Source organism: Paenibacillus sp. CF095 (assembly GCF_900101225.1).
In the GTDB taxonomy this organism is placed as follows: Bacteria; Bacillota; Bacilli; order Paenibacillales; family Paenibacillaceae; genus Paenibacillus.
In genome coordinates this window covers 2,177,890-2,195,532 of sequence record NZ_FMZN01000001.1, presented here as the reverse complement: position 1 = coordinate 2,195,532, position 17,643 = coordinate 2,177,890, and the positions used below count along the sequence as shown (strand labels likewise).

The 17,643-nt window shown below is 44.8% G+C and carries 15 protein-coding genes; 10 read left to right on the top strand and 5 right to left on the bottom strand.

All coding sequences use genetic code 11. The annotated features are described in order from the left end of the window. Positions 1-18 precede the first annotated feature (18 nt). On the top strand, positions 19-1,194 hold the full coding sequence (locus BLS69_RS09500; protein WP_176872647.1) for a Ger(x)C family spore germination protein: 1,176 nt from the start codon (positions 19-21) through the stop codon (positions 1,192-1,194). A gap of 44 nt (positions 1,195-1,238) precedes the next feature. Continuing rightward, positions 1,239-1,457, top strand: a complete 219-nt coding sequence (locus BLS69_RS09495; RefSeq protein ID WP_091030773.1) for a hypothetical protein — start codon at positions 1,239-1,241, stop codon at positions 1,455-1,457. Positions 1,458-1,542: 85 nt separating this feature from the next. Here BLS69_RS09495 and BLS69_RS09490 read toward each other — a convergent pair whose 3' ends face one another. Then, positions 1,543-2,817, bottom strand: coding sequence for a stalk domain-containing protein (locus tag BLS69_RS09490; protein ID WP_091030771.1), 1,275 nt, complete (start codon positions 2,815-2,817; stop codon positions 1,543-1,545). A gap of 182 nt (positions 2,818-2,999) precedes the next feature. Between BLS69_RS09490 and BLS69_RS09485 the strand changes: the two genes are divergently transcribed. Together BLS69_RS09485 and BLS69_RS09480 are read left to right on the top strand one after the other, a co-directional pair. Then, entirely contained in the window at positions 3,000-3,368 is a 369-nt protein-coding gene (locus tag BLS69_RS09485; RefSeq protein WP_091030768.1) for a hypothetical protein, read from the top strand. Between the two features lie 18 nt (positions 3,369-3,386). After that, on the top strand, positions 3,387-4,619 hold the full coding sequence (locus BLS69_RS09480) for a sialidase family protein (protein WP_091030766.1): 1,233 nt from the start codon (positions 3,387-3,389) through the stop codon (positions 4,617-4,619). An 82-nt stretch (positions 4,620-4,701) separates the two neighbouring features. Here BLS69_RS09480 and BLS69_RS09475 read toward each other — a convergent pair whose 3' ends face one another. Both BLS69_RS09475 and BLS69_RS09470 read right to left on the bottom strand, forming a co-directional pair. Beyond that, the gene (locus tag BLS69_RS09475) at positions 4,702-5,127 is read right to left on the bottom strand and encodes a hypothetical protein (protein ID WP_091030763.1); all 426 of its coding nucleotides are present in this window, start codon (positions 5,125-5,127) and stop codon (positions 4,702-4,704) included. Between the two features lie 46 nt (positions 5,128-5,173). Further along, the gene (locus BLS69_RS09470) at positions 5,174-6,406 is read right to left on the bottom strand and encodes a GAF domain-containing sensor histidine kinase (protein ID WP_091030760.1); all 1,233 of its coding nucleotides are present in this window, start codon (positions 6,404-6,406) and stop codon (positions 5,174-5,176) included. A 163-nt stretch (positions 6,407-6,569) separates the two neighbouring features. Between BLS69_RS09470 and BLS69_RS09465 the strand changes: the two genes are divergently transcribed. From BLS69_RS09465 to BLS69_RS09440, 6 genes are all read left to right on the top strand, one after another. After that, a complete protein-coding gene (locus tag BLS69_RS09465; RefSeq protein WP_091030756.1) occupies positions 6,570-6,878 on the top strand; it encodes a hypothetical protein in 309 nt (102 codons plus the stop codon). Positions 6,879-7,026: 148 nt separating this feature from the next. Further along, positions 7,027-7,638 (top strand): esterase/lipase family protein, encoded by a 612-nt coding sequence (locus tag BLS69_RS09460; RefSeq protein ID WP_176872830.1) that lies wholly within the window; start codon positions 7,027-7,029, stop codon positions 7,636-7,638. 260 nt (positions 7,639-7,898) lie between these two features. Then, on the top strand, positions 7,899-10,073 hold the full coding sequence (locus BLS69_RS09455) for a stalk domain-containing protein (RefSeq protein WP_091030751.1): 2,175 nt from the start codon (positions 7,899-7,901) through the stop codon (positions 10,071-10,073). 156 nt (positions 10,074-10,229) lie between these two features. Continuing rightward, the gene (locus tag BLS69_RS09450; RefSeq protein ID WP_091030748.1) at positions 10,230-11,228 is read left to right on the top strand and encodes a helix-turn-helix transcriptional regulator; all 999 of its coding nucleotides are present in this window, start codon (positions 10,230-10,232) and stop codon (positions 11,226-11,228) included. Positions 11,229-11,358: 130 nt separating this feature from the next. Further along, positions 11,359-12,153, top strand: coding sequence for an SDR family NAD(P)-dependent oxidoreductase (locus BLS69_RS09445; RefSeq protein ID WP_091030745.1), 795 nt, complete (start codon positions 11,359-11,361; stop codon positions 12,151-12,153). A gap of 187 nt (positions 12,154-12,340) precedes the next feature. After that, positions 12,341-15,160 (top strand): glycoside hydrolase family 2 TIM barrel-domain containing protein, encoded by a 2,820-nt coding sequence (locus BLS69_RS09440; protein ID WP_091030743.1) that lies wholly within the window; start codon positions 12,341-12,343, stop codon positions 15,158-15,160. Positions 15,161-15,265: 105 nt separating this feature from the next. Here the strand turns inward: BLS69_RS09440 and BLS69_RS09435 are convergent, their stop codons facing one another. Next, complete coding sequence (locus BLS69_RS09435) at positions 15,266-16,639, bottom strand: sugar phosphate nucleotidyltransferase (RefSeq protein ID WP_091030741.1); 1,374 nt, start codon at positions 16,637-16,639, stop codon at positions 15,266-15,268. A gap of 17 nt (positions 16,640-16,656) precedes the next feature. Further along, on the bottom strand, positions 16,657-17,466 hold the full coding sequence (locus tag BLS69_RS09430; RefSeq protein ID WP_091030739.1) for a DUF6492 family protein: 810 nt from the start codon (positions 17,464-17,466) through the stop codon (positions 16,657-16,659). Positions 17,467-17,643 lie beyond the last annotated feature (177 nt).

Genomic DNA, 17,643 nt, shown 5'->3' with positions numbered 1-17,643 from the left:
TTGATGGGGGAGGAGCACTTGCGAATATATAGAGTACTACTAATGCCAATATTGTGTTCTGTGCTTTTAAGTGGATGCTGGGATCGTATCGAGATTAACGATTTGGCTATCGTGCTGGCTACAGGGATAGATTATGAAGATGGCAAAGTACAATTGACTTCACAGATTTTCATTCCGCGAAAGGCGAGTGCAGGAGATAGCAGTGGGAGTGGAGGTAGTCCAAGCGGGGTTACAATGATTCGAACAGCGGAAGGACGTACAATTGCGGAGGCATTGAATCGGTTACAACGTAAAGTTCCCCGGAATATGTTCTGGGGCCACTGCGAAGTCATAATCATTAGTGAGCAAGCCGGCAAACGCGGTATTCGCGAGTATATCGATTTCTTCCTGCGTTACCCTCAGTTCAGGGAGCATGCATATGTCTTTTCCAGCGAAAAGGCTGCGAAAGATATCCTTGCGTTACTTGATCCACTGGAGCGAAGTTCTGCCGAATCATTGCGTGAGATGGCCAATCTGAAGTTAGGTACACGTGTTACTGCGCTTGAGCTGGCTAAATCTATTGAAGGTCCGAGCAGTTCCGCCATTTTGTCTCGCATGTTAATCTTACCCCCGGAGCCCGATCAGGATAAACTGACAACTACGCCATATGTGAAAGGTCTGAGTATGTATAAGAAGGATCGTTATGTCAAGACGGTCAAAGAACCACTAAGCGTAGGTGTATTACTACTTGCAAAAGAACTGAACAACATTATCATGCCTGTTGAGTTTGAGCCGTTAGAGGGTTCTTTTTCGATAAGACTCATTGAAAATAAAACCTCCTTGAAGCCGCGAATTGTAAACCAACAGTGGAGTATGAAGGTCGACATCCAAACCAGGGGAGAAGTGGTGTTAAATACGACGGATGCCAATCTGACTGATCCCGCTGTATTAACTAAACTGGAAAAGGAATGGTCGGCTAAGCTCACATCTTTGGCTCATGATGCTTTAGTCATGTCCCAGAAAGAGCTGCGCTCCGATTTCTTCAAATTCGCAGTTGAATTCCGCAGATATTATCCGAATCAATGGAAAGCGCAGGAGAAGAACTGGGAAACCATCTATCCTGATATGGACGTGGAAGTCAAAGTAGATGCACATGTAGTACGTACCGGAAAATCAACAGGACCACAGGGGATACCTAATGAGGACGAAAGTTGAACGTAATTTGCTCCTGTTAAAAGCCTGAGAAGAGAGGTGATTGCATGAAACTAGGCTCAATCCTTGGAATTTTGATGCTGGCGACTGCAATAGTGTATGGAGAGTGGAAGAGCAGCAAAGAAAAGCGAGCCAGAATATTGAGCGCAGGAATTACTACTGTGGCGGCAGTAATTGGGATCATGCTTCTCTTTGAGCCCCGTTTGCCTGGTCCTACCCAGTTTGTGAAGCTTGTATTTGGAAGTGTGGATAAATTTATAAAGTAGGATGATGGGAAAAGAAGGACCAAGCTCTGAGTACCAGAGGCGAGGTCCTTCTTTTATTTAAGTGAGCTGTATCCAGTCAGAATGTTTACTCTTTGATTACAGAAGCATTCACGGCATCTTCCATCTTGGTATTGTAGGAACGGAACAGACCCAGACGCCAGAACGCGGCTCCTTTGAGGTCATAACGTTTGGCGAGACCCAGCTTATCATCAACAGAGGACGGAGTTTCACTGCTTAGACTGATACCGAGCAGAAGTTTATTCTTCGGGACACCGGCCTGTATGGCTAATTGAATTGCCTGATCTACAAGACTATTTGGCTCAGGTACCTGAGATTTGGTGCCAACCGGATTATACTGATAGGCCATAATAATAAGATCATCTGCAATAGAGGCAAGTGTCTTGTAATCATAACCTTTATAAGCACTATTTAGCGGCGGTACCGCCAGAGATAAAGCTGTCTCCTGAGGCAAGGAACTCTTTAGTTGTTTCACGTAAGCATTGAGCAGCTTCTGTTGTTCTACCACATCCAGTTTAAAGCCCAGTCCTTCAAAATCCAGAACAACTCCGCCAAAACCATGCTCTGCGACAGCAGCAGTTATGCCTTCAATCGATTTCTGCCGCAGGCTGCTGTCGCTCAGAACTTTGGTCAGTTCGCCATTTCCATCCAATGCATACACCATGAGCTGCGGTTGGATCTGCTGATCTGCTGCGTCAGCAACGATGGACTGCGGTGTAATATCACCCGCAGCAGCAGGGAGACGGTATTCATCCCCTTGGAGCGTAAACTGACCTTCACGATCAATGCGGCTCCAGCCAAAGGCTACGGAATTCATGGAAGTAATAAGATCCTTTTCTTGAAAGGATTGCAATGCATAAAAGGCTCTCAGGTGCATCTCGCGTTGTGGGGAGATGAGGGAGACCGTCTTGGTTGCCTGATTCCAGCTTACTTGTACACCGAATTGGTTACTGAATGAATTTAGTGGAATAAGTACGCGTCCCTCCCGCTGGACAGGTGCTGCTGCGAGCGTAACTTTTTTTCCATTTACGGTCGCTGTGGTGCTGCCAACTTGTAATAGTACCTCGGTAGTTTGTCCTTTCACAGTGTTCGTTGCTTTTACAGTCTGTGATTTGCTGTTCCAGGTAATATCGATACCTAGGGCTTCCCCGACCGTCCGAAACGGAACGTAAGTGACACCTCTATCAATACGTGGAGCTGCATCAAATTTCAGGGGCACATCATCCAATTGAACTGAGATGGCCGGGGCAGCATAGGCTCCACCGATATTGGGGGTACTTCCAAGGATAGAGAGAGCAATTACAGTAACCGCAGCGATTTTTCCTGCTCTTTTAATAAGCATCGTTTGTGTCCTCCAACTCCGTACATAATAGTAGAATTATATTTTGAACAGAATCTAGTAATCTAACATATGTAGCATAACAAAATTTTCATATCGTTCCAATATAAGAGTCTGGGATATAGTCATACTGGCTGCAGGAATCGTAATATACTTTACTATATATTGCGGAAGGAGTGTGCTTTTTGCCAAACTCTACAGGCTTTATTTACAATCCAACTTCGGGTGAGACCCAATCCACTCAGCTCATCGTGACTTGCATTAATGATTCCCTTAATGTGCCTGTCAGTATTGAGCTGGAAATTTTCAGATGGGACACCACCCAAGCTGCACGCATACCAATTGGTCATGATCTTTTTGAATTACTTCCCCAAGCGACGAGAAGTTTAATCTATCCACTGATCAATGCGGCGTTTTACGAGGTGCAAAGTGATTATTTTAGTGCTACAAGTACGGTCATCCATGTATACGGTGTTAATTCTACAGGTCAGATCATCCAGCGTGTGCTTCAATCGGAGATGACATTAATTGACCGATTCACAAATATCCCTTAAAGGAATCGAGGTGAGCAGATGGTAGTTGTGAATATTACCGGGGCTTTGGCAGGCAGTCAATTTGAACCCTCAATTGCAGTTAATACGCTGAACCCGAATATCATGTGCGTGGTAGCTGTGGATACCAGTACTGGGCCAACATTGACTGGTTTCTATCGTTCCATTAATGGAGGCAGTACCTGGACCACCACTGTGCTTCCTCAACCGGCAGGGTATGCAGGAGCAGAGGCGCCTACGATAGACTATACGTTTCCGAATACCTTTATCGTTACCGTACATTTGTTTAACGGGATCAATGATGGGACGATTGCGAGTTATACTTCTTTTGATGATGGACTCACGTGGCAGCCACCGGTTATCGTCCAAGCGGGGTTCGGTACTATTGTTCATAACGATGAGCCTTTCATAGCTGTTGATCGTTCTCCAGGTAGCCCTTATCGAGGCCATGCATATGTCGGATATACTCCGCTTGCTACCGCATCTTCCGCTATATTTACGCAAAGATCGCTCACTCAGGGGATAACCTGGGAGCCACCTGACCGACAGTCGAATCCGCGAGGAATTCATGACCGGGCTGCGTTGGCTGTTGGATTCTCGGGTCAAGTCTATGCAGGATATATCATTACGGGTCCTGCCAGTCCGTCCGCTTTATTGCGTATTTCGTACGATGGGGGCATTACCTATCAACCTCCTCTGGAAAGACAGGCAACGTTTATTTCATCCGTTGTACCTGCACCTTCGCCTTTACCCGTACCTAATTATGCTTTTCGAGTACAGACCAACTTAAGTTTGGGAGCGGATATATCAAATGGACCTAACAGTGGGACGTTATACGGGGTTTGGAATGATGCACGTGCCGGATATACCGATGTTTTACTCTGCGAATCTCCGGATGGCCTTTTATGGTCAGACCCCATCAGTATCACAGGCGCGCCACCGGGTACACAGAATTTTTTCCCGTCGATAACCGTATCACCTTTTGCAGGGACGATCAGAGTTATTTATTACTCCAATCGAATTGACGGATTCCTGCTGGACGTTTTTGTTGCAGAATCGTTTAATGGAGGTGCGAGCTTCACTAATCGTCGCATCACAACTACATCTTTTAATCCGAATGGCAACTCTCCGATGCCCACAGTACTCATTGGAGACTATATTACTGCGGCTACAGTTAGTCCAGATAATTTGGCAGCTGTCTGGATGGCGACAACGCCGCCTACAGGTAAACTGGATGTTTATTTTGGGAACTAATTCGACTTAAATAAAACACCCCCATACTTTAATCCTATGAACAAACAACAGGATAAATGGTATGGGGGTGAAGGCAATATGCTTAATCCGAAACGATAAATCCGTCGAAACTCTCAGGGCCGACACGAACTGTTCCTAACAAGTTAGTACTGATAAATGCAGTGTACGTGATCTGTGGAGTTATCGGGGGATTATAGTCGTTGGCAGAAAAAACGATAACTTCGGGGACGAGGAGACCGCTCAGACCGTATGTGAAGTTTGCAGAGTATACAATCGGATCGGTAGCCACTGTCCCTCTAACAATAGTAATTCTTACTTGAAAAAGGGCGAGCGGTAATTGCACAGTAATGGTTCCTTTTAACGAAACCCTTGGATTGGATCCAGCTCCAGCCGTTAGCAGACCAATCTGGGCGAATAATTGAGGCGTGTTAATCACTGGAATCGGTATGGAAATGGAATTAAACAACGCAGCATTTTGTGATGATCTTGCATCCAGAAATTTCGTCATCGAATATACCTCCTATCTGTTCCAGATAGAATAATATATTCATCATTCAGATATTCGCATGGACTGTGGGTGCAGTGCTAGAAATATTAAAGACAAACTGACTGCCCAAATCACTGGAATCTTTAAGCCATACAACGCCACCCATTAATTCAGCGAGTTGTTTACAGATGGACAGGCCCAGCCCTGCTCCGCCATACTTTCCTGAATTACCATGAATCTGGGAGTAGGATTTAAATAACAGATCCTGGCGATCCTGCGGGATGCCGATGCCCGTATCCTTTATTTCGTAGGACGCATGGAGGGTACCTTCGGTATCAGCAGTTACCTGAGTAGAGATACATACTTCACCTTTCTCCGTAAATTTAAGTGCATTCCCAACAAGATTGATTAGAATCTGACGAACTTTGTGCTGATCGCCCATAAGCATCAGATGATCATTAATATTATATTCTGCGTACAACCTAATTCCTTTTTTCTGTGCTTCAGAAGAGAATAATTGTAATACATGTTCAACTGTTTCAGTGACACTATAGGGCTTGATCTCCAGAGAGATCGCACCAGCTTCTGCTTTGGAGTAGTCCAGAATCTGATCCATCATCGACAGAAGGCTGGCGCCACTTGACTCAATGACATTAACATATAACGATTGATCCTCACTCAGCCTGGTCGATTGCAACAGATTGGCCATTGCAAGAACACCATTCATTGGCGTCCGGATTTCGTGGCTGAGAACGGCCAGCAAATTTTTCTTTTCTTCAAGCACTTTTGCAGCGGTCTCTTCCGCCTGTTTTAACTGTTGCAGAGTTGTTTCCATCTCAAGAAGACTCGTGAAAAATGAAGATAAGGAGAGTAGTAAATCCACGTCCTTTTGTTGATAGGAATAGAAATCCTGATCAAATGAGCAAAGGGAGCCGTAAATTTCTCCGTTCTCATTATGTATGGGCACACCGACAAATGAGCAGCCACCTACGAATTCGGTTGCGTCCATATGTCTGGTTAATGGATGAGTCAGATTATTATTGATCACCAACGGACCTTGGGAATGTTCAGTCACAAGTGCACAGTATGACTCGGCGTTATCAACGACCAGCCCTTCACCCAGGATTAGTTTGTCGCGATTATATACGTTCAGAACTTTGGTGGATAGATGATCCAACTGGGCAATACAAAACGTATTTGCAGGAATTAACCTGCTTGCCGTGTCCATGACATTAGCAGCCGAATCATATAATTTATGTGAGACTATGGATAGTACATCAATGAATTCTGTTTTCAACATATTGATTTGACTCCTCCTGATTGTAGAAATTCGTTGTGCACTGTATTCAGTATATATGAATTCGAAGAATCGATCATGTATGGTTTTGACAGTGGAAGACGGAAATGAGAAAATATAATGCTGTGCAACATGTATATATTAATAAAGTTTTGGAGGCAAATCAATGAATCAGCGTTTTCGAATTACCCGATCCATGCAAGAAAGCAATGCGGAACAATCCATCTCACTGGAAGAGTGCAAACTCTACTTCGAAACCCAACCCGATTTTACCTATTCACCGGTTCTTAACATAGTCGGAGCAGAGAGCACCATGACCATCGAGGGGGACTTTTTTATGTGGGACCTTGAGGGTGCACAGATTGCTTTTCGTTTGTTTATGGGGGATCTGTATGTAGCTATTTCTAACGAAGCTATTGTACCCAAAATGATTGAGATTGCAACGGAACTACGTGCAGATATCGTTGAAGGATAAGAAGTAGAGAACTAGAGTTTGATAAAAATATAATCATGTTAGTTGTAGTATGCTTTAGACATTCCTGTAAAAATGAGACTAAAGATTCATTTATATTCCATATGTTAGATTGTAATATATGGAATATAAAACATTTTACAGGAGAGTGATTGAAGTGAAAAAGACCAAATTAATACTTGTTGTATTCATGAGTATGATCCTTGCCTTATCAATAACTGGAATAGGATCGAGTTCAAAGGCTTCTGCAGCTACGGCGCGTACACCCATTGTATTGGTACATGGATTGACCGGTTCAGATAGCAATTTTACAGCAATTGAGAGTTATTTGCGTAGCCAAGGGTGGACAAGAGACGAATTATTCGCGATTGACCTTCCTAGCAAACAAGGAAACCAGCTGTTGAACTCCGCAGCAATTAGTCGATTCGTAGATGATGTTCTAAACCAAACGGGTCAAACGAAAGTGAATATTATAGCTCATAGCATGGGTGGAGCTAATAGTCTCTATTACATACTTAACCGTGGAGGCGCTTCCAAAGTGGACAAGTTGATTACCCTTGGCGGGGCTAATCGATTGACCACAACGACAGCTCCGAGTGGAATAAAGGTGACTTCGATCTATTCCACCAGTGACACGATTGTGTCCCCGGTACTTTCCCGGTTGAACGGGGCGAACAACGTTTCGGTTTCCCTCGTATCCCATATCGGTCTGCTGTTTAACTCACGGGTGAATGCTCTGATCAAAACTGCGTTGAACGAGTAGCTCTGAACATACAAAATGTGCATTCTTTCATACTATATTAATGATTGACTTGAACACGACTGACCATTTATGGGCAGTCGTGTTTTCGTATTACCCGGAACTTTAATGAAGTCTTGTTCCCAGCGTTCCACTCGAACTCCATGATCATCCGATATATGTAAATAAAAACAATATAATACCAGAGGAAGTATAGGAAGAATTACTGTAAACTGTCAAAGGCAACAGCCTATCATCTGACATCATGAGGAGACAGCAAGAATATGATGAAACGCACACTTGTTTTAATGTTAACTATTATTTTGGGTTTATCATGTACACCTGTTACAGGGTACGCTGAAGAAGATTCGTTTGATTTTAACGCCACATTCCAAGGGGCTATCATTCTCTCGCTTGGCAGCCCAAACGCAGTCGTTGATAATACGGACACGTTGATTGACCAAACCAATTTTAATATCGTTCCTCTGGTTAAAAATAACCGGACACTGCTGCCTCTGCGTTTCATAAGCGAGAGTCTGGGAGCACAAGTGGCATGGGACTCGAAAACGTCCACAGCTACCATTAAAGCCACAGGTAAATCCATCAAAGTGACATTAGGCAGCAGCAAGATGTTCATTAACGGCAAATCTTTTGCATTGGACGCTCCGGCACAATACAAAGAAGGCAGAGTGTTCATCCCGTTAAGGGCCGTAAGCGAAGCGTTTGGTAAAAAGGTGTTTTTTGACCGCGGCATTATCGTCGTAAGTAATTCCACTATTCTTAATGCAAAACGGGATAGGGAAATCGTTGATTACTTAAAGTTTGTACTTGCTCCTTATTCGAAAGATCCATACACAGGTAAAACATTGTCCACAGAACAAGTTGCCCGTCTGGAACAGAGTGTAGTCATGCTGGAGTCGTATGACAAGGATGATAATTATCTCGGATTCGGTAGTGCCATATCGATCGGATACGGATTATTTTTAACCAATTATCACGTCATTGCTGATTCCAGCAGTTATATGATCCAGACGAGTCAGGACCAATATTATGAAGTACAAGGAGTCGTTGCAGCGGATGAGAATCTCGATTTGGCCATAGTGAAAACATCCATGCGTACAAATATTCCTCCACTTCATGTAGGACTAACGACTAAAATTACTACAGGGCAGCCTGTAGTAGCGATAGGTAATCCTGAAGGACTTCAAAACACGATTTCGACAGGGATCATTAGTGGTATCCGAAACTACGGAGGTGAGAGGCTAATACAGACTACGACTCCCATCACCAATGGCAGTTCCGGGGGCCCATTGCTTAATATGAAAGGTGAAGTCATTGGGGTAAATACAATGGGTATAGAAAAAGGGGATTTGAACTTTGCTATTCCAATTGATTATGCATCCCGTTGGATCAAGAAATACACGGCATTATCCTTTTCGTCTATTCCTGTGCTTAACCAAGATCAATTCAGGGAAACAGCAGTGACGGAACAAGATCCAACTGTAGAACAGCCATCAACTGTTAGCCAGAATGTTCATCTTATGGGGCGAACGGTTCGTGAAGCTACTTTAGATCCTGCTCAATCCGTTATCTTTGCAATTGATGAAAATCAATCGACTATTTTTGCTTATCGTTACGCCGACAACAAGGTTCTGGGAGAGTCCACTGCGTTCAGTACTCCTCCAAGAAAGCTTCTGTATGCAAATGGTGAGATCTATGTCATCTTCAGCAATGCTGATTACAGTTCATACCGCTTTGAAGAGCAGCAGGGAGGACAGATCGTTGTACTTGAAGCTGACACTCTTAAAATCAAAGATCAGTGGGATACCCGTATCGATCCATATGAAATTGAGGTAGATCATTCCGGTCATGTCTACGTTAATTCGGGCTCCGGGCAATGGACCTCTATCATTAGTTATGACCGGGCGACAAAGAAGGAGATCTCCAGTGCAACCATACGAGAAGGAAGTCACATGGTCCTGCATCCATCGGAAGATCGGATCTATGCTGTTGACTCAGACACTTCGCCAAGAGATATTGAGATGTTTCGGTTAATGGATGGCAAGTTTAGTAGCAACCAAGATTCTCCTTATCACGGTGAATACAAGTTCTCAACGGTTATTGGCATTACACCTGATGGTAAGTATGTATTAAACGGAGCCGGAACGGTTTTGTCCGCTACCAATAACTCTGCAAGTAACATGCAATATGCGACTGCAATCGATCCGTTTGACTATGTAGCTGTACATTCAGCGCATAAGGAAACCTTTTTCACAGGAAAAGATCGCATGATTAAACAGTATGATACGAAAACACTTAAAGTGACGGGGACACTAACGACCAAAGGAACAATCCTAAAGCTGTTCATGTCAGATAAACAACTGATTGCAATCACAAAAATAACCTTACCTGGCAATCCTCTGCCGCAATATGCGGTTGAAACGGTTAAAGATTTCTAGAAGAGTAGAAGAGGTCCCTGCTGAACAGCAAGGGCCTCTTCGATTTATGTTATTGTGATGAAAGTGGCTCGCTGAGGTAAGATTCAAAAATAGGTACATCCATTCTATAATTAGAAATCAGAATAAAAATGGAACAAGTTAAAGGAGTCTGTATACATGCAACCTCAACCGAATGATCGAATTAAGGTTCACCCAGGATTTTGGGCTGGATTACATCAATTAGGGATTGGTGCTGATGACATCGCTCGCACAGCACAACTATCTCTTGAGACAATAAATAAACCAGTAGTGACCCAATCTCAATACTTTGCAATCTGGCAGGCGTACTCTGATCTCATTGGGGACACCGCCGAGGGCATCATCAAACTTGCAACCGGATATGAGATATCGAAGTATCCTCCGCCTGTACTGGCAATGTATCATGCTCGTGATTATCGTGATGCGTTGAATCGCATGGTGCGTTACAAGCAAATGTGTCCTCCCGAGAGTTTGCAGATTACCGAAGCAAGGGAGGAATGTATCATTGAACTCGAATGGTTATATAAGGGGCAACCAGGTCCGCCATTACTGGTCGGTATTACGCTGGCATTTCTGATCGAACTTGGACGGAGGGGCACAGGACAGCCTTTGATTGCCAAACGGGTTGAGTTCTCCCAACCGATGGGTGACGTAGCCACCCTTGAGGCCTACTTCGGCTGCCGAGTCGATACGAATTCCAACTATAATCGGCTGACGCTAGAACGGAAAGATCTGAGACTTCCATTTCTATCGTATAACGAGGAGTTACTGGAGATTCTGACCCCGGCTCTGGATCGGTCGCTGGACGAACAAGAGAGCAATCGTTCCGTTACTGAAGTGGTCAAATGGATTATGAAACGCAGCCTCACAGGAAAGCGCCCTGACATCCAGACGGTCGCCAAAGAGCTTCGCATGAGTGATCGTACTTTGCAGCGGCGACTGACGGAGGAGAACACAAACTTCAAGCAATTATTAACCGAGGCCAGACGTGAGCAGGCCCGAGAGTACCTTGCAGATCCTTCACTTGATATCAAAGAAGTGGCATTCCTGGTTGGATATGAAGATCAGAATTCATTCTATCGTGCTTTCAAGACCTGGGAAGGGGATACACCTTCAAGTTGGCGTGTGAGGCAATAATTCTGGCGCAAAGTGCTAGTTACTAGGCCCTTCAGACTGCGTAATATTATATCTATCCGGTGCATGAAGCTGTTGGCAATGTTCAAGAAGCACCTGCCGGATAGTTGTAATCAAGAAGGAGAAATGCAGGATGGATATGGGACTAAAAGAGAAAACAGCATTAGTTACAGGATCAACAAAAGGAATCGGTAAAGCAATTGCCATGGAGCTCGCCCGAGAAGGTGTTCACGTTTTGATTAATGGACGCAATGATGAAGAGGTGGAACAAACCGTTCGCGAAATCAAGTCTACTTTTCCGGAGACCTCTCCGCAAAAGGCCACGGCTGATCTTGTGGATCTGGAGCAAAGACAAGCTTTATTTGAGAAGTTCCCTGAGGTTGATATTTTAGTGAATAGCATGGGCATATATGAGATCATGAGTTATGAAGACGTGAACGATGAAGTGTGGGAGAAATATTTCCGTACCAATGTATTGGCTGCCAATGGCTTATCCCAATTTTATTTACCTAAAATGGTGAAGAATAATGACGGACGTATTATATTTATCGCGAGTGAAGAAGCTCTTATGCCCTCAGGCCAGATGCCCCAATATTGCATGACCAAATCAATGTTGCTGTCATTATCCAAAAGTTTGTCCAAACTGACAGCAGGAACTGAAGTTACGATCAATACGATCCTGCCAGGTCCAACACTGTCCGAGAATGTGCGTGATATCATTGAGAGCATATACCCTGATGAGGCGCTGACTTTCGAGGAAAAAGAGAAAGATTTTATGAAGAGCAATCTGCCTCAGTCTGAATTGCAGCGATTCATCAAGCCAAGTGAAATAGGCAGACTCGCGGCATTTGTATGCAGTCCGTATGCTTCAGCTTTTAGAGGCTCTCCCATCCGTATGGACGGGGGAATGGTTCCCACCATATTTTAAATTTGTTGAGGATTCAGCATATGTATCCATAAGAAGTCGCCAGCATTGGCGACTTTTTTATTTGTAAATGATCTATGCGAGGGGCGTCAATCGAGTTTATAATACAGGTATGTTTTTCGAAAACGGTTTCTGTTCATTGGAAGCGATTACTTTTATCGATTATATGAATCTAAAAGGGGACACTATCATGATAGCTGCAATAAATCTGGAAGGCATATGGAAACTCCAACTCGATGAACATAAGGTGGAACGTGGTCTGAATTTCTCAGACGCTATTACATTGCCAAATACTACATCTCATGCGGCCAAGGGCAAGAAAAACGAGAATGTGTTAATTGGTGCGCTGACGGATGAGTACTTATTTGAGGGTTATGCCTGGTTTTCACGAGAGATTGAAATTCCCGAGCACTTGGCTGGCAAATGTTGCTTCTTGCATCTGGAACGAACACGAGTAACCACAGTTTGGATCGATGGGGTGGAATGCGGAACACAAAACAGTCTGAACACACCTCACCGTTACGAGATTGAGGCAGGGCTATCCGCTGGGACTCATACAATTACCATTCGAGTGGACAATACCAATTATCCAACCAAAGGTGGTCACCTTACATCCGAAGACACGCAGACGAATTGGAACGGCATCACCGGGAAATTGGAACTTCAATTTTCCGAGCGTGTTTTCCTGGATAATGTTCAGGTCTATCCCGATCTTGCGACTCGATCTTTCGAGATCAAGGCAGCACTTGTTGGTGACCTGCAAGAAGTACGAATCGTGGTTTCGGCTGTTGCAGTCAGTGCAGATCCGGTGTATACGACCGAGGAACAGATTTTCGCCCCGGATTCGCAGGAAATACAGCTGACGTACAAGATTGGCGAAGATGCGATGTTATGGAGTGATGATGAACCTAACCTGTACCAACTTCATATTCATCTGCAAGATCAGGACGGCGAAGTGCTGGATTCCACCGAAGTATGGACGGGATTACGGGAATTCCGGGCTGGTGGAGACAAATTCACCATTAATGGTCGCAAAACGTTTCTTCGAGGCAAACATGACGGGCTGATCTTTCCGCTCACGGGATACGCGCCAACAGATGTGGATGAATGGGTTCGCATTCTCGCTATCTCCAAGTCCTACGGTATCAATCACTACCGTTTCCATACCTGTTGTCCTCCGGAGGCTGCTTTTATTGCAGCGGATCTGCTCGGCATCTACATGGAGCCTGAGCTTCCGTTCTGGGGAACCATTACGGATGAATCTTCGGATGGGCATAATCAAGCCGAGCAGGATTACTTGATTAGCGAAGGATTTGCCATGCTGCGTGCTTTTGGTAATCATCCTTCGTTTGTCATGATGTCCATGGGGAATGAACTATGGGGAAGCAAGGACAGATTGAATTCAATCCTGAAGGCATACAAAGCATATGATCATCGTCATCTATACACCGAAGGTTCGAATAACTTTCAGTTTGTGCCGGACATTTTGGAGGAAAGTGAATTCTTCTGCGGGGTTCGTTTCTCTAAAGAGCGCCTGTTCAGAGGTTCGTATGCGATGTGTGATGCTCCGCTTGGTCACGTGCAGACCGACTTGCCAAACACGTTGAAAGATTACGATTCAAACATTGTACCTGAGCAAGGCAGCGATGCTGACCCTTCCGGTCAGACTGGGGACAAAGAGATTCAGATTCAGTATGGGACAGGTTCCAAAACAGTGCAGGCCGAAGCTGGAAGTGACCAACTTGTCTCACACGTACCAATCATCTCGCATGAAATTGGACAGTACGCCACGTTTCCTAATTTCGAGGAGATCAACAAGTATACGGGTTCTCTCAAAGCCAAGAATTTCGAAGTGTTTCGAGAGCGTCTGAATGCCAAAGGGCTGGGACATCTGGCGGAAGCATACTTCAGAGCTTCTGGTAAACTCGCGGTCGCATGTTACAAGGAAGAACTGGAAGCTGCTTTTCGTTCGCAGCAACTAGCCGGGTTCCAGCTGCTGGATCTTCAGGATTTCAGTGGTCAGGGAACAGCGCTTGTGGGTGTACTGGACGCATTCATGGATTCCAAAGGCATGATTACACCTGAGGAGTGGAGAACGTTTTGTTCCGACGCTGTGTTGTTGGCGAGATTCCCCAAATATAATTATCAAGCGGGTGAATTGTTCGAAGCACGCATTGAACTAAGTTACTTCCGGAGACAAGCATTGGATGGACTTCAATTGAAGTGGGAAATTCAAAGCGAGCGGATCGAAGGAAGCGTCCTATTGGAAGGGAAAGCAGACCTGCCAGCGACCCATGGAGAAAATTATGTGAATATCGCGGATCTCAGCATTCGCATTCCTGAAGTCTCCAATATGACCAAAGTGGAGCTTAGACTGTCCATTCCAGGCACGGATATCCGTAAGTCTTACGACCTGTGGATCTACCCGAGTCAACTGGACGTGGAATTGACCGGATTAAATCTCTTTACCGAACTCTCCGAAGCGGCGCTGGTGTTGCTAGAGCAGGGAGAGGATATTATGCTTTTCCCAAATCCCGACCAGATTCAACATGCGATTCAAGGTTTCTATAGCACCGATTTCTGGTCTTACCCTATGTTCCGATCCATCTCGGAGAATATGAAAAGAGAAGTTCCTGTGGGCACAATGGGCTTGTTAATTCAACAGGATCATCCGGCCTTCGAACATTTTGTCACAGAGGAGCACTCAACTTATCCGTGGTGGAGCATCGTGTCCGAGTCGTCATCGATCATCTTGGATGAGTTGGATAAAGACTTGAATCCGATCGTGCAGACCATTGACAATTTTGAGCGAAACCACAAGCTCGGCCTGTTGATGGAGTGTCGGGTCCGGAAGGGGAGAGTGCTGATGGGAGCGCTGAATCTGGAGCGTCTGATGACTACATTGGAGGGCAGACAGTTGTTATACAGCTTCCGGCGTTATGTACAGAGTTCCGCTTACCAGCCAGTTGCACGTCTGGAAGTAGAGGAACTTCGCAAGTTGTTTAACTAAGATATAGGGGAAGAAGCGTCAGGTTTCCCTTAATTATGCCAATGAGCCCCTTCCGCGAATGGAAGGGGCTATAAGACATGCAGATTGAATCGGTTCATTCGCCCATTAAGCGTTAGATGAACCTGCACTTTTTAGGATAACATTCCAATCTTCTTCTTCAAAAAGTATGTTGTCTTTATCCTCTGCTACTCCGATCCGGACCTCAAGGATCACCATCCTGGTTTCAGCCAGAATAGAAAAGAGACTCTCCTTGGTAATTGCGAACTGATTGCCCATACTCACTTGCATGACCTTTCCGTTGACAAGCACTTGCCCACTGCCTGCAAGCACGGTCCATGCTCTACACCCAGTTCTATGCCAGTTCAACCCGATATGTTTGCCCGGTAGAACCGTTATGTTTAATGTGGTTACAGTTGTATTCTCATCTTCTAACGAACCTTCAATGACACGATAACTGCCCCAGGTTGATTCACCATACATCGGTTTTAGTGGCAAGCTACCCAATTGCGCTTTAATTTCATTTGAATTATTTTTGTTGGCAATGAGAATGCCATCCGGACTTGCGGCAGCGATAATACCTGGCACGCCAATGACTTGGATGGGGTAGGGAAGCTCGTTAATAATATAGGAATCGGAGGAAGAACCCGAGATTCCACCGTGTCCGATTACATGGGTATCTAACTGTGCGCACAGCGTATCCCAGCTTCCGATATCCTGCCATACTCCCTTATAAGGCAGGACTACGGCCCGCTGTGCCTTTTCTGCAACATGCTTGTCAAAACTGCGTTCAGGCAACGCTTCATACAGGGACGACAATTGATCATAATGAATCGGCAGCCCCATTTTTTTAATATGGGATATCATAAACGCGACGGTGAATGCGTACACACCGCAGTTCCATAGTGCCCCACGTTGTAGCAGAGTCTCAGCAATGGTGGCTTCGGGTTTTTCTATAAATTGTGTTATGGGCGCATAAGCATTACGTTCTTCCCCACCCGGCATGATGTATCCATACTGTTCTGAAGCATGTGTAGGCCTTGTCCCAATTAAAGCGATATCGGCTTGAGAATGTTTCAATATATCCGGCAGTAATTGGAAGTTGCTGAAAAAATCTTCACCTGCGAACACATCAGCTGGCGCGATACAGATCACATCGTCATCTTTGGCCATTCGGAAGGATTGCAGATATAACGTTGCTAAGGCCGCCGCAGTAAAAGTGCCTCGTTTATAAGGTTCCCCGATGACTGGTATTTTGCCTTGAGTATGTCGAGCCGTAATATTAGCCTGGTCCTGATGTGAAATAATGAGCGTTGAATCGGTTAGGGATGAACCATCAAGCTGGCGGCATACTCTGCTGATCATGGATTCCTTACCTCCAGCGGGTGATGGAAGTATATCTATGAACAGCTTGGAGCGAAGCTCATTGGATAACGGCCAGAGCCTTTTGCCAGAGCCGCCGCACAGCAGTACGATATGCATGGGCTTCCTCCTTAAGCTCAGGGAGCTTTACTATAAATTTTCCGTTTATGAAAGGAAAGAGAACGATATTTAAGAGCCAGCTTGCGGATTTGTTGCTCTTTTAACGAAGAAGCGTTCACATTCAGACTTTTATTTTTGGAACTTCTAAGGACCATGCTGCCTGGGTTTTTCGTATACATAAAATTGGCATACGTTTCATACTCGGAGAAACCAAACTGCTTTTTCTTATTGATATTGGAGATGACCGCTTTGTACCATGGCAGCTTATGAACCGCTTCAATTTTCTGTTTTAAGGCAGCGAGTTTTGATTTGTCGAACAGCATATAATGGGTGACAAAAGAGCGGGGACGCGGAGCTTTCATGCCTAACAACTTGCGGTAGGTATTAAAATATTCCGGCTGGCTCCAGTCACGGCAGTAAAAGACTGTTTTGCCTTCTACAAGAAATGAATGAGGTTTAATCAGTACGGTATCCGCATCCATGACTAGAAAGTACTTTGCCTTCACAATGGAATCTCCGTTCATTTTGAGCAACTGCTGATATAACCAGCCTGACCGATTCCATCGGGAGGACTGGTAGTGTATGTCGTTTTTGGTTATAGGCAGGACGGATCGCTCATTAACAAAAATGCAGTTTTTAAGGGAACAAAGTTTTCTGATTTTGGTGCTGACCGGAGAAACAATATATATGCTTCCAATGGGATGTTTTACATAACGGCGAATGTTATCAATGACGAGGGGAAGGGTAGCCAAATCTTTCTCGATCGCTGGTATAAGAACATCAATCTTAGGTGCATTATTCAACCGGATTCCAGGCTGGACGGACATCTTCTCACTCCTTGCACAAATCGTGATGACTCAGTATATGGTATGTGTGCAAAAGTGTTTTGGTCAGGGCATGTGCAAATATACATTTTTACGAATAGGGGCTTTTGTTGAGGGCTCCTTTATCGGTATTACATATAATGCATGCAGGATCTTGATCAAACAGCGGGCTACGATGCG